At 68.0% G+C, this 12,500-nt stretch carries 12 protein-coding genes; 9 read left to right on the top strand and 3 right to left on the bottom strand.

All coding sequences use genetic code 11. The features are described 5' to 3' along the window. Nucleotides 1-2: 2 nt before the first annotated feature. Complete coding sequence (locus ABE464_RS08650) at nt 3-1,487, bottom strand: AAA family ATPase (RefSeq protein WP_346471603.1); 1,485 nt, start codon at nt 1,485-1,487, stop codon at nt 3-5. 132 nt (nt 1,488-1,619) lie between these two features. On the opposite strand from ABE464_RS08650, the gene ABE464_RS08645 reads away from it, so the two are divergent. The 9 genes from ABE464_RS08645 to ABE464_RS08605 all read left to right on the top strand — a co-directional run bounded on the left by ABE464_RS08645 (nt 1,620) and on the right by ABE464_RS08605 (nt 10,634). Next, nucleotides 1,620-2,252, top strand: a complete 633-nt coding sequence (locus tag ABE464_RS08645) for a ParA family protein (protein WP_346471602.1) — start codon at nt 1,620-1,622, stop codon at nt 2,250-2,252. 13 nt (nt 2,253-2,265) lie between these two features. Beyond that, nucleotides 2,266-2,742 (top strand): histidine phosphatase family protein, encoded by a 477-nt coding sequence (locus ABE464_RS08640; RefSeq protein WP_123731027.1) that lies wholly within the window; start codon nt 2,266-2,268, stop codon nt 2,740-2,742. A 42-nt stretch (nt 2,743-2,784) separates the two neighbouring features. Continuing rightward, entirely contained in the window at nt 2,785-3,342 is a 558-nt protein-coding gene (locus ABE464_RS08635) for a YceI family protein (protein WP_346471724.1), read from the top strand. Beyond that, the gene (locus ABE464_RS08630; RefSeq protein ID WP_346471601.1) at nt 3,339-5,384 is read left to right on the top strand and encodes a phospholipase D family protein; all 2,046 of its coding nucleotides are present in this window, start codon (nt 3,339-3,341) and stop codon (nt 5,382-5,384) included. The genes ABE464_RS08635 and ABE464_RS08630 overlap by 4 nt, the downstream gene beginning before the upstream one ends. Before the next feature lie 19 nt (nt 5,385-5,403). Next, complete coding sequence (locus ABE464_RS08625) at nt 5,404-5,841, top strand: hotdog fold thioesterase (RefSeq protein ID WP_346471600.1); 438 nt, start codon at nt 5,404-5,406, stop codon at nt 5,839-5,841. 194 nt (nt 5,842-6,035) lie between these two features. Then, complete coding sequence (locus ABE464_RS08620; protein WP_346471599.1) at nt 6,036-6,827, top strand: lysophospholipid acyltransferase family protein; 792 nt, start codon at nt 6,036-6,038, stop codon at nt 6,825-6,827. Nucleotides 6,828-6,884: 57 nt separating this feature from the next. Further along, a complete protein-coding gene (locus tag ABE464_RS08615) occupies nt 6,885-7,880 on the top strand; it encodes an alpha/beta fold hydrolase (RefSeq protein ID WP_346471723.1) in 996 nt (331 codons plus the stop codon). A gap of 62 nt (nt 7,881-7,942) precedes the next feature. Continuing rightward, nucleotides 7,943-10,012 carry a tetratricopeptide repeat protein gene (locus tag ABE464_RS08610; RefSeq protein WP_346471598.1) on the top strand — a complete coding sequence of 690 codons (2,070 nt, stop codon included), beginning with the start codon at nt 7,943-7,945 and terminating at the stop codon, nt 10,010-10,012. A gap of 10 nt (nt 10,013-10,022) precedes the next feature. Further along, a complete protein-coding gene (locus ABE464_RS08605; RefSeq protein ID WP_346471597.1) occupies nt 10,023-10,634 on the top strand; it encodes a YbhB/YbcL family Raf kinase inhibitor-like protein in 612 nt (203 codons plus the stop codon). Between the two features lie 120 nt (nt 10,635-10,754). Here the strand turns inward: ABE464_RS08605 and ABE464_RS08600 are convergent, their stop codons facing one another. Further along, nucleotides 10,755-11,591, bottom strand: a complete 837-nt coding sequence (locus ABE464_RS08600) for an META and DUF4377 domain-containing protein (RefSeq protein ID WP_346471596.1) — start codon at nt 11,589-11,591, stop codon at nt 10,755-10,757. Nucleotides 11,592-11,662: 71 nt separating this feature from the next. Then, nucleotides 11,663-12,457: an undecaprenyl-diphosphate phosphatase gene (locus ABE464_RS08595; protein WP_346471595.1), complete on the bottom strand. Its 795-nt coding sequence runs from the start codon at nt 12,455-12,457 to the stop codon at nt 11,663-11,665. Nucleotides 12,458-12,500 lie beyond the last annotated feature (43 nt).

The following is a 12,500-nucleotide window of genomic DNA, read 5'->3' as shown; positions in this document are numbered from 1 at the left end:
CTCTACGCGTCGGCGCTGACGGTGCGCCCGCGCGCCCACTCGCGCAGCGCGGTCACCTGTTCGGCCATCAGCACCGACAACGGGCGACTGCCGCGGATTTCCTGCATCAGCAGCTCGGTATCCAGCACGCGTGACTCGGCGTGCGCGGCATACAGCCCGGCCACCACCGCCTGCTCGATCTCCGCGCCCGAGAAGCCATCCGCCGCCGCGGCCAATGCCGGCAGCGCGAAGTCGTCGGCGTTGAGCTGGCGTTTGCCCAGGTGCAGGCGCAGCAGCTCCACCCGGGTGTTGGCATCGGGCAGATCGACGAAGAAAATCTCGTCGAAGCGGCCCTTGCGCAGCAGTTCGGCCGGCAGTTCATGCACCTGGTTGGCGGTGGCGACGATGAACACCGTGCTCTTGCGCTCGGCCAGCCAGGTCAGCAGATGACCCAGCACCCGGCGCGACACACCGCCATCCTCGCCACCACTGGCCAGGCCCTTCTCGATTTCATCGATCCACAGCACGCACGGCGCCAGCTGCTCGGCCGAGGCGAGTGCGTCGCGCAGCTTCTTCTCGGTCTCGCCGTGGTACTTATCGTAGAGGCTGCCGAAATCCAGCCGCAGCAGCGGCACGCCGAAGCCGGCGGCGGTGGCCTTGGCCAGCATCGATTTGCCGCAGCCCTGCACGCCGAGCAGCAGCATGCCCTTGGGCGGGTCCAGGCCGGCCGGGCCGGCACCGCCGAGGAACACCGCGCGACGCTGGTTGACCCAGCGCTTGAGCCGGTTGGCGCCAGCCACATCGGCAAAGCGGGTGGTGTCGTATTCGAAGTGCAGGTGGCCGGCGCGGTTGAGCAGCTCGAACTTGAGCCGGGCCAGTTGTGGCAGGTCGTCCTGGCTGAGCGCGCCGTCGGCGAAGATCAGCTGCCGCGCGATCCGCCGTGCATCGACCAGGCTCAGCCCGCGCAGGTTGTGCAGGATCTTCTGGACCGCCTCATTGTCCACCTCCACGCGCCGCCCGCCGTTCTCGCGGGCGTAGGCTTCGGCTTCCTCGCGCAGCATCTTCAGCAGGGCATTGGGGTCGGGCAGGCGCGGGTTGAACCGGGTGGCCAGCGCTTCCAGCTCGGCAGGCAGTTCCACCTTGGCCCCGATCAGCACCAGCACATGGGCCTCGCAGTGCCGCCGCTGGATCAGGTCGCGCAGCGCGCGCTGGTGGCTGGCATAGCCCAGGTAAGGATGGAAATCGAGCAGCAGGTAGATGCCGCGTTGTTCGGCCTGGCGGATCATCTGCAGGGCCGCGCTGGCATCGGGCGGCCCGACCGGGTCGTCCTCGCGGTCCATGTCGATCCGGCGCAGGCCCTCGGTGATCGACCAGCGGTGCAGGGCGCGCCAGACATGCATCAGGGTCTGCCGGAACAGCTCCACCACGCGGTCTTCATCCTGTGTCTCGATGATGATCAGCGGGGTGTTGGCGCGGATCAACGCGCTCAGGTCCTGTAGTTCGCTCATGCTGGCGGTCAGTCCGTTGGAACCATCCACGATAGCAAAGCCGAGGCCGACGGATCTGGTTCAGCGCTGCGACTATCTCCGTCACAGGCGCCGGTGTAGGCTGCCCGAACGTTCCCCGGAAGCGAGGCTTGCATGAAGACGATCCTGGTGGCCGGTTCCAAAGGCGGGGTGGGCAAGACCACCGTCGCCACCCACCTGGCGGCGCATTCGGCACTGGAAGGCAAGCGGACCGTCCTGGCCGATGCCGATCCACAAGGCTCCAGCACCCGCTGGGCGCAACGCCGCTCGGTCCTGGAAAGTGCCGTGCTGCCGATCGACGTGTATCGCAAAAAGAGCTGGGAACGACTGGTTCCCGAGGGCACCGACGAGGTCATCATCGATGCCCCGGCCGGTGCGATGGCTGACGATATTCCCCATTTCCTGGACGCGGCCGACGCCGTCGTGGTGCCGGTGCTGCCGTCCGCGCTGGACATCGAAGCCATCGTCGGCTTCCTCAACAGCCTGTCCAAAGTCCCCCGTGTCCATAACCGCCGCCTGCCGGTCGGGCTGGTGCTCAACCGCACCAAGCCCTGGACGCAGACCTCGCAGCAGGCGATACAGATGTTGGCCGATTGGCCGTACGAGGTCGTCGCGCAGTTGCGCGACAGCCAAAGCTATGTGGTGATGGTCGGGCTGGGACGGAGTCTGTTCGACTACCGCTCGGCCCAGGTGCGCGAGCACCAGAGTGACTGGGAGCCGCTGTTGAAGTGGCTGAAGAACGCCTGACACGAGAGATCCCATGCGAGAACTGATACTGCTGCGTCACGCCCATGCCGAAGCCGCCAGCACCGGCCAGGCCGATCTGGACCGCCCGCTGTCGCCGGTCGGGCTGGCCGAAGCCGAGGCCGCCGGCCGCTGGCTGAAGGAAAACAACCTGCTGCCGGACTGCGTGCTGTGCTCGCCGTCGCGGCGGACCCGCGAAACCCTGGAGGCCGTGCTGGGCATCACCGGCTTCGTCGAGAAGCGGCTGGAGGACGCCGTCTATGACGCCACCCCGGGCACCCTGATGGGGTTGATCGATGCGCGTCGCGATGTCGATCGCCTGCTGGTGGTTGGCCACAACCCCGGTCTGGAACAGCTGGTCGCCCTGATGAGTGAAGGCACCAGCAGCGACTATCGCGGCATGCCGCCGGGCGGGATCGCGGTGCTGGCGTTCGATCGTGATGCTGCCATCGAACCCGGTGTGGCCAGCCTGACCGCGTTCTGGTGGCCATAACCCGTGTGGGCAGTCCGCGCGGCGTGGGTGGGGCTGCTGTTGATGGCAGGGGCGGTGCATGCCGCCCCGCCGTCGTCCGTACCGTCACCGACCAGCCATGCGCTGGCCTTCGATACGGTCAAGTCGCGCTTCGGGTTTGAGATCCGGACCCGGCTCGGCCAACGCATCGAGGGCGTGTTCCCGCGCTTTGAAGGCAACATCGAGGTGCTCTCCGACGGTCGCCACCAGGTACACCTGCGGATGTTCACCCGCTATGTGGAGATTCCCGGCAAGGCCCGCTACACCGGCTGGATGCGCGGCGAGGAGTTCTTCGACTCGGCCCGTTATCCCGTGGTCGAGTTCGACTCGCTGCCGTACTGGCCGGAGGTGGTGGAAAAGGGTGGCAGCATCGAGGGCCGCCTGATCCTGCGCGGGGTCAGCCACCCGGAGACCCTGCGGGTGGAACCGCCGGCGTGTGCCCGGGCCGGGTATGATTGCGACGTGGTCAGCCGCGGTACCGTCCAACGTGGCCGGTATGGAATGGACAGCTGGCAGCTTGCCTTGAGTGATCGAGTGACCTTTGTATTGCGTGCGCGTCTGAGCGAGGCGCCGAAACCGTGAACCCATTGCTGCGTCTGTTGGTGCTGGCAACGCTGTTGCTGGGCAGCGGCTGTGCCTCGCTGTCCAACGCCGAGCGCGACCGTGCCGCTGGCATCGCCGTGCAGGCGCGCTCGACCGTGGTCGACTGCACCCAGGCCGACCGCTGCGCCCTGGATTCACCGCTGCGCGCCCTCGGGGGCCGCGCGTTCGCCGAATCCCACGCCGGCCAGCCGCGCCACTACGCCACCATCCTGGACGAGGGCGAAGTCGCCCTTGTCGCGCGATTGAACCTGATCCGCAGTGCCACGCGCAGCATCGACCTGCAGACCTATATCTTCGACAAGGACGACAGCGCCCGGCTCGTGCTCGATGAGCTGCAGGCGGCCGCGCGCCGCGGGGTCAAGGTCCGGTTGTTGATCGACCAGCTCTCGGCGATCTCCGATCTGGAGATCCTGGGGGCACTGTCCGGCAGCCATGCCAATTTCGAGCTGCGGGTCTACAACCCCACCTTCGGCAAAGCGCGCCTGAACTATTTCGACTATGCGGCCAGCGTGGTGTGCTGCTTCCGCCGCTTCAACCAGCGCATGCACAACAAGCTGCTGGTGGTCGACGATGCGCTGGGCGTGGTCGGCGGGCGCAACTACCAGGACGACTATTACGACTGGGACAGCGAATACAACTTCCGCGACCGCGACGTCATCGTGGCCGGCCCGGAAGTGCGCGAAATGGCCGCCAACTTCGATGCGTTCTGGCGCGCACCACGCAGCGTGCCGGCCGAACGCCTCAACGATGTCGGGCGCACGCTGCTGCGCCAGGGCGTCCCGGCCATGCCGCCGGCCGACGTCCGGCGACCGGAGCGACTCGAACGGGTCAGCGAAGAGGCCAATGACCCCGACTACGTCCGCCGCACCTTCGTCGATACCGCCCTGCCGGTGGCCTCGGTGCAGTACGTGGCCGATCTGCCGCGCAAGCACCGCCGCGAACGGGCCAGCCAGCCGGCCAACGGCCAGCACGTGACCGAGCCGCAGCTGGATTCGCTGATTGCCAGCGCACAGACCGAAGTGCTGCTGCAGACCCCGTACCTGGTGTTGTCCAAGCCGGCCCAGCAACTGTTCCGCGACCTGCGCAAACGCGAACACGCACCGCGTGTGGTGGTGTCCACCAACAGTCTGGCCGCCACCGACAACCCGATCGTCTACGCGCTGTCCTACAAGTACAAACGCCGCAACCTGCGTGAGCTGGGCTTCAACGTTTACGAGTTCAAGCCGTTCCCGCTGGATGCACCGGTGGACTACCGCAACCTGTTGCCCGCGCCGCTGGGCACCGAGACGCCAGCGTCGCAGGGCCGGCGCAGCAGCCTGCTCGGCGGCAGTGCGGCCGGCAGCAATGCGCGCAGCAGTGGCAATGACAGCCGCCGCGATGACGCCGCCGACAGTGATCCGCGGGTGACGCGTCAGCCCACGCCGGGCCCCTCCGCGCGGCGGCGCATGGACGGCAGCGTGGTGGAACGGCGCGTGCTACGTGCCGAAACCCGGCCGTCCTTCCTGGGCACCAAGGCGGTCAACAAGCCGTTGCCGGTCACCCGCACCGGCGCCCGCATGGGGCTGCATGCCAAGTCGCTGGTGGTGGATCGCCGCATCGGCGTGATCGGGACGCACAACTTCGACCCGCGCAGCGAAAACTACAACACCGAAGGCGCGGTGATCATCGATGACCCGGTGTTCGCCGAGGCGCTGGCGCAGAGCATCCTGCGCGACATCCACCCGCAGAACTCCTGGGTGGTGGCGCCGCGGGCCAAGCCGCCGGTGCTGTCCGGATTGAACTACAGCGTCGGCAAGGCCTCCGAGGCATTGCCCGTGCTCGACTTCTGGCCGTGGCGCTATGCCACCGATTACGAATTCCAGCCGGGTCCCGAGTGCCCGGAGCCGCTCAGGCGCCAGGACCCGGCGTTCCACACCTGCTATGTCGCCGTCGGCGATTTCCCCGAGGTGAATGTCGGGCCGAAGTGGCTGCTGGTGCGCATGCTCACCGCCTTCGGCGCCGGGCTGGTTCCGATTCTGTAACCCTCCACGGAGAAGCTGCATGTCCCAGGTATTCCGCGACGCGGTGTCGATCGATGCGCTCAACGCGCTCAGCCGCAACACGCTCATCGAGCACCTGGGCATCACCTTCACCGCGGCGGGTGAGGACTGGATCAGCGCGACCATGCCGGTGGACGAACGTACCCGCCAGCCGTACGGCATCCTGCATGGCGGCGCGTCGGTGGTGCTCGCTGAAACCCTGGGCAGCAGTGCCGGCAACCTGTGCGTGGATACCACCGCCCAGGTCTGTGTCGGGCTGGAGATCAACGCCAACCACATCCGCGCTGTGCGTGCCGGCACCGTCACCGGCACCGCGCGTGCGGTGCACGTCGGGCGCAGCACCCAGGTCTGGGACATCCGCATCGAAGATGAGGCCGGCAAGCTGGTCTGCACCTCGCGGCTGACGCTGGCGGTGGTTCCGGCGGTCCGGCCGGGCTGACCGGCCGGGCTGACCGGCGGCATGGCATGGACGCTGTGTTGCACCGGCCATGACAGTGCGCCGGCGCATGTCGCCCCGGTGGCTGTGCCGTGCAGGGGCACCGGCTTGACCGCGTGCGGCGACTGGCGCGCCGCTGTCATGGAATTGTCCGGATTCCGCTGGCAGAGCCTGCGGCGCTCGGGTATCGTTCGCGGATGAATTCCCCCACTCCGGCCTCACGTGGCGGCGTGGCGCGTGTGTGCCGTTATCTGTACCGCGTACCGCTGCTGCTGGTCCACCTGTTGCTGTTCCTGCCGATGCTGCTGATCGCCATGCTGCCGCCGTGGGGGCGTATGCGTGTGGGCGAGCGCACGTTCGAGCACGCGGCGGTCAATGCCTGGTCGGCCGGCCTGATGTGGATCTTCGGCTTCCGCCTGCACCGGATCGGCACACCGCTGCCGGGTGCGGTGCTGTTCGTGGCCAACCACGTCAGCTGGGTCGACATCTCGATGCTGCACAGCCAGCGCATGATGGGCTTCGTGGCCAAGCAGGAGATCGCCGGGTGGCCGGTGATCGGCTGGCTGGCCGCACGTGGCCAGACGATTTTCCATCAGCGTGGCAGCACCGAGTCGCTCGGTGGCGTGATGCAGGAAATGGTGGTGCGCCTGCGCGAGGGCAAAGCGGTTGGCGTATTCCCGGAAGGGCGCACCCGCGGTGGGCACGAAGTAGGCCCGTTCCACGCGCGCATCTTCCAGGCGGCGGTCGAGACCCAGGTGCCGATCCAGCCGGTGGCGCTGCGCTATGGCGTACGCGGTGATGCGCAGACCATTGTCGCGTTCGGTCCGAGGGAGAGTTTCTTCGCCAACTTCCTGCGGCTGCTGGGCGAGCCGGCACGGCGGGCCGAGGTGCATTTCCTCGCGCCTATTGGTACTCACGATCTGGAAGGCCGTCGCCGCATCGCGGAAACCTCGCGCGCGCGCATCCTGGCGGCCATGTCCGCCGAGTAACCCGGTGCTGTTCCTTCACGCGCCAGCGTCGCAGCCGGGAGCAGGCTCGCGCCCATGTTGACCGCTGCCGACTACCAACCGCCGCGTTGGCTGCGCAATCCCCACCTGCAGTCGATGCTCAGCTCCAGCCGCATGCGCATGCAGCGCGGCCTGGTGCTGCTGGCCGCCACCGGTGCGCATACCGAAGAGTTGATTCTGGACGGCGGCGAAGGCGTACGCCTGCAGGGCTGGCACAGCTTCATCGACGGCCGTGAGCCGATCGGCATGGCGCTGCTGCTGCATGGCTGGGAAGGCAGTGCCGAATCCAGCTACATGCGCATGACGGCGGCGCGGCTGCTCGAAGAAGGCTATGACGTGGTGCGGTTGAACTTCCGCGACCACGGCAATACCCATCACCTCAATCCTGGCATCTTCCACTCCAACCGCATCGATGAAGTGGTGCACGCCGCCGGCGACATCGCCCGGCGCTGGCCCGAGCTGCCGCTGGTCGCAGCCGGCTATTCGCTGGGCGGCAACTTCGTGCTGCGCCTGGCCCTGCGTGCACCGTCTGCCGGGGTACCGTTGCGCCGGGTCGCCTCGGTCTGCCCGGTGCTGGACCCGGCCATCACGATGGAGAGCATCGAGAACGGCCCGGCGATGTACGACTGGTACTTCCGGCGCAAGTGGGCCGGTTCGCTGCGCCGCAAGCGCGACCTGTTCCCCGAGCTGAGCGACTGGGACGACCGCGTGCTCAAGCTGGACATCCGCGCACTGACCGCCTGGCTGGTCGAGCACCACACCGATTTCGGCTCCCTGCAGGCGTACTTCGATGGCTACTCGATCGCCGGCGACCGGTTGGCCGGGCTGCAGGTGCCGGCCGACATCCTGATGGCCCAGGACGACCCGGTGATCCCGTTCACCACCTTCAACGGCTGGCGCCTGCCGGCCCATGCCCACCTGGAAATCGCCCCGTGGGGCGGCCATTGCGGCTTCCTGGAGAACTGGCGCGGTGATGGCTTCTCCGAGCGCTGGGTGGCCCAGCGGCTGGGGATCGAGGCGAACACGCCCGCCTGATCGGCCGTTCTGGCGGGCCGGCCCCGCTACAATCGGGGTTTGACCCTCGAGTTCGGACCGTCATGCAAGACCAGATTCTTCAAGCCCTGCGCCGCAATGCGGTGGACGACGCCGTGCAACTGGCGCGCGAATGGACCACGGCCGAGCCGGAGCAGCCGCAGGCGCACCGCTGGCTGTCGCTGTCGCTGCAGCAGCAGGGCCAGTTCGATGACGCGCTGACCAGCCTGCAGCAGGCACTGACGCTCGCCCCGGAGAATGCCGATCTGCACCTGCAGCAGGCGGGCCTGTTGTTGGCCCTGCGCCAGTTCGACGCCGCCGGTTCGGCGCTCGACCGCACCGCCGAACTCAATCCCAATGAACTGTCCGCGTATGTGATGCAGGCGCACCTGGCGCTGGCCCGCAATGACGTCGATGAAGCCGACCGGCTGACCCGCCTGGCCACGCGTGTGGATGAAGACCATCCGGAACTGGCGGCCTTGACCGGCATGGTGGCGCTGCGCCGGGGCGAGGTGGATCGCGCGCTGTCGCTGCTGTCGGCCGCCAGCGAAGCCCTGCCGGGTGATTCGCGGGTGTTGTACGCCCTCGGCTTTGCCTACCTGGGCAAGGACATGCTGGCCTTCGCCGAGCAGGCGTTCCGCCGCGTGCTGGAGTTGAACCCGAGCGTCACCTCGCTGCAGGGCCTGATCGTGCAGCTGGCATTGCGCCAGGGCCATGTGGATGTGGCCGCCGAGATGATGCGCCAGGTGCTGGCCACCCCGGCCGGCGACAGCCCGGCCATGCACCGCCTGGCCGGCGAGCTGGAACTGCAGGCCGGGCAACCGCTGCAGGCGCTTGAGCAGCTGCTGCCGGTGCTGGCCCAGTGGCCGGCCGATCGCCACACGCTGCAGCTGCTGCTGATGGCCTGGCAGCGCCTGGGCCGCGAACAGCAGGCTCGCGATACGCTCGATGCGACCCTGGCCGATCACCCCGAGGTGCATGACCTGTGGATGGCGCGCCTGACCGTCGAACCGGTCGGTGGGCCGGAGGCGGTTGCCGTCGGCGAACGCTGGCTGCAGGCCATGCCCGAACACCTGCCGGCGCTGGAAACCCGCCTGCGCCTGCATGACATGAACAACGAGGCCGAGGCCGCCGAAGCCGTGGCCGAACGGATCGTGGCTATCGAGCCGGGCCGTGCCAGTGGCGAGATGCGTCTGGTCGAGGGCCTGCTCAAGCGGGATCCATCGGCCGCCATCGCCCGCGTGCAGGCGCTGCATGATGGCGCACCGGACGCAGCCAAGCCGTCGCTGCGCGCCTGGCTGGGCTCGGTCCAGGACCGTGCGGGCCAGTACCGCGATGCCCTGCGGACGTGGGTGGATCTGCATGCCGCCGAGGCACCGCAGCGCCTGCCGATGCCGCCGCAGGCCAAGGCACCGCTGAGCTGGCCGGACTTGGCGCCGGTGCCCGAAGGCAACGCTGTTGCGCCGATCTTCGTCTGGGGTGCGCCAGGCTCGGGCGTGGAGCGCGTGGTCGCGGCGATGGCCGCTGCCAGTCCGGTGGTCCGCGGTGATCGCTTCGGCTCGACGCCGCCCAATGATGCCTTCCAGAGCTATCACACGCTGCAGGACCTCTCGACCGGCAAGCTCACTGCGGAGGCGCTGGTTGAACAATGGCGCAGCCAGCTGCCGGCCCGCGGCGTTCCCGAAGGTGCGGTGATCGACTGGCTGCTGTGGTGGGACAACGCCTTGCTGTGGGCGCTGCGTCCGCAGCTGCCGGAAGGCCGCCTGATCATCGCCCTGCGTGATCCGCGCGACATGCTGCTGGAGTGGATCGCCTTCGGCGCGCCTGCGCCGTTCGCGTTGAACTCGGTGCACGAAGCGGCGGAATGGCTGGCGCGGTCGCTGGCCCAGGTCGCCACCCTGCACGAACAGGACCTGTACCCGAACGCGCTGGTGCGCATCGATGACATCGGCCACGACGCGCAGGCCATGGCACATCATCTGGGCAACCTGTTCGGCATGCATTTCCCGCCCGCGCCCACGCTCGGCCCGGCCCGCATGGCCCCCGGCCATTGGCGCGATTACCGCGATGAAATGGGCCCGGCCTTCGCACTGCTGACCTCGGTTGCGGTGCGCCTGGGCTACCCGGAAGAGTGAGGAGACCTGTATGTATCTGAGCAGTGAGAGCATCACCAACGGCCAGCCGATCGCCGCCACGTTCGCGGCCGGCAACGCCGAGGGCTTCGCGCCCAATCGCAACCCACAGCTGGCCTGGCACGACGTGCCGGCCGGCACCCGTTCGTTCGCGCTGCTGTGCATCGACCCGGATGTGCCGACCGTGCCGGACACCGTGGGCCGCCAGGACTGCACGGTGCCGCGCGATCAACCGCGCGCACACTTCACCCACTGGGCGATGGTCGACATTCCGGCTGACGTGCGCGAGCTCGCCGCCGGCAGCTGCAGTGACGGCTTCACCGTGGGCGGCAAGACCCAGCCGGCGGGCCCGGCAGGCAGCCGTCAGGGCCTGAACGATTTCACCGGCTGGTTTGCGGGCAATCCGGACATGGCCGGCCAGTACCTGGGCTACGACGGCCCGTACCCGCCGTTCAACGACGAACGCGTGCACCGCTACTTCTTCCGCGTGTTCGCGCTGGACGTGGCGCAGCTGGCGCTGCCCACGCCGTTCACCGCCGCGGAGGTGCTGCGTGCGATGCAGGGTCACGTGCTGGCCGAAGCATCGCTGCATGGCACCTACACGTTGAACCCGGCGCTGGTCTGAAGCGAGGTAGCGACCGTCGGTCGGTGCTCGCCCCGGTAGGTACCGACCCGCTGTCGGGAGCCGGCCAGCGGCCGGCACTACAGGATGAAGAAGGGCGGCCAGTGGCCGCCCTTCTGCGTGTTACTTCTTCTCGTTCGCGGACTCGACCACCATGTCCAGCACGTAGGCGTTGGACGAGGCATCGGCCGGCGGGTTGGCGATCTTGTAGCGCTTCACACGCACCACGTTGCGCACGCCGTCTTCGTGGGTATAGCCCTCGATGGCGTCGTAGAAGTTCTGCCACTCGCCCGGCTCACCCTGCTTGATGCCGTTGGCGTCGTAGCGGATCTCGCGGGTCTGCAGGCACTGCTTGTCGCGGATCATCGGGTGCGGGCACGGCTTGGTCTGCGCGGCCACTTCCAGGAACACCGTTTCGCCTTCGCCGCCGTAGCGGGTTTCAGCGGTCGGCTCCGGGGTGAACACCAGCACATCGCCCTTGGCGGTGCGCAGGGTCAGCTGGCCGGCATCGCCCAGCTCGGTCTTGAGCGCGCCTTCCAGACGGCTGCCGACGGCCTGGTCCAGCGCCATCAGGTTTTTGTCGGTGCAGGCCATCATGGTGGAGGCCATCGGCGAGATGGTCAGCGAACCGTCGGCCAGCGTGTAGCCGCCGCCCATGCGGTTGCAGGTGTTGCTGATCGCGATGCGGTCCTCCTTGAAGTCCAGCGTGACCGGCTTGTCGGCGCGGGCGAACAGCGCATCGATGTGCTTGCCGCTGGCATCGGTGGCGCTCTCGAGCCGCCAATGGTTGGCGTGCAGCAGCGACGCGCTCAATGCAGCGCTGGCGTTCTGTGTGGCCGCCGGGGCCGATGCAGGTGCCGGGGACGGCTCGCTGCCGGGGGCGGCAGGCGAATTCGCGGGCGGGTTGCTGCAGGCGGCCATGAGGGCCAGCGGCAGGATCAGCATCAGGGTGCGTTTCATGTACATCTCCTTGGGAACCTGGGGAAAAACGCCGGCGCAGCCACAACGGGGTTGCACCGGCGCCGGGCCGTTCAGTTGCCAGCCGGCAACCAGAGCAGCAATGCCGCGCCCAGTGCGATGCGGTAGAACGCGAACGCCGTGAACCGGTGCGACTTGATGTAGCCCAGCAACCACTTCACTACGATGAAGCCGGTGACGACCGCGGCAAGGAAGGCCACGCCCACGTCCGTCCAGTTCTCACTGGCGAGCTTGCCGTCCTTGGCCAGTTCCAGGAACGCGTAGCCGCTGGCGGCGAACATCGTCGGGATGCCCACCAAGAACACGAACTCGGTGGCCTTCGCGCGGCGGCTCAGGCCGAACAACATCGCGATGAAGATCGCCGCGGCCGAACGCGAGGTCCCCGGGAACACGCCGGCCACCACCTGCGCCATGCCGACCAGGATGGCGACCTTCCAGGTCACCTCATCGCGTTCGGGCAGGCGCGCGGTGTAGGCCTCCACCAGGATCATCCACAGGCCACCGATGATCAGCGCCCAGGCTACCGGGGTGACCGTCTCGGGCAGCTCCCAGCCGGCCAGGCGGACCGGCAGGCCGACCACGGCGGTCACCAGGAAGGCGGTACCGAGCTTGAGCACGTAGTCGCGGTTGGCGCGCTCGTGCAGGCCGGTCGCCAGGGTCCACAACCGCTGCCGGAACACCAGCGTGATCGCCAGGATCGCGCCGGCCTGGATGATGATGTTGAAGAAGTCCGAGCGTGCGCCCAGCCAGTGCTGGGCGATCAGCAGATGGCCGGTGCTGGAGATCGGCAGGAATTCGGTGAGGCCTTCAAGAATGCCCAGAAGGAGGGCGGAGAGCAGATCGGACATCGGGAGTGCTGGAGCTCGGAAGAGGTGAAATCGGGAGGCAGCA

Source organism: Stenotrophomonas sp. TWI587, assembly GCF_039674145.1.
Taxonomy (GTDB): Bacteria; Pseudomonadota; Gammaproteobacteria; order Xanthomonadales; family Xanthomonadaceae; genus Stenotrophomonas; species Stenotrophomonas maltophilia_AY.
This window is presented reverse-complemented; position numbering and strand designations above follow the sequence as displayed.

Bases quoted from the DNA above. Each gene is read 5' to 3' on its own strand.
- ABE464_RS08635 (WP_346471724.1), top strand. From the start codon at position 2,785: ATGGCAGGGGCGGTGCATGCCGCCCCGCCGTCGTCCGTACCGTCACCG.
- ABE464_RS08645 (WP_346471602.1), top strand. From the start codon at position 1,620: ATGAAGACGATCCTGGTGGCCGGTTCCAAAGGCGGGGTGGGCAAGACC.
- ABE464_RS08625 (WP_346471600.1), top strand. From the start codon at position 5,404: ATGTCCCAGGTATTCCGCGACGCGGTGTCGATCGATGCGCTCAACGCG.
- ABE464_RS08650 (WP_346471603.1), bottom strand. From the start codon at position 1,487: ATGAGCGAACTACAGGACCTGAGCGCGTTGATCCGCGCCAACACCCCG.
- ABE464_RS08640 (WP_123731027.1), top strand. From the start codon at position 2,266: ATGCGAGAACTGATACTGCTGCGTCACGCCCATGCCGAAGCCGCCAGC.
- ABE464_RS08595 (WP_346471595.1), bottom strand. From the start codon at position 12,457: ATGTCCGATCTGCTCTCCGCCCTCCTTCTGGGCATTCTTGAAGGCCTC.
- ABE464_RS08620 (WP_346471599.1), top strand. From the start codon at position 6,036: ATGAATTCCCCCACTCCGGCCTCACGTGGCGGCGTGGCGCGTGTGTGC.
- ABE464_RS08610 (WP_346471598.1), top strand. From the start codon at position 7,943: ATGCAAGACCAGATTCTTCAAGCCCTGCGCCGCAATGCGGTGGACGAC.
- ABE464_RS08605 (WP_346471597.1), top strand. From the start codon at position 10,023: ATGTATCTGAGCAGTGAGAGCATCACCAACGGCCAGCCGATCGCCGCC.
- ABE464_RS08600 (WP_346471596.1), bottom strand. From the start codon at position 11,591: ATGAAACGCACCCTGATGCTGATCCTGCCGCTGGCCCTCATGGCCGCC.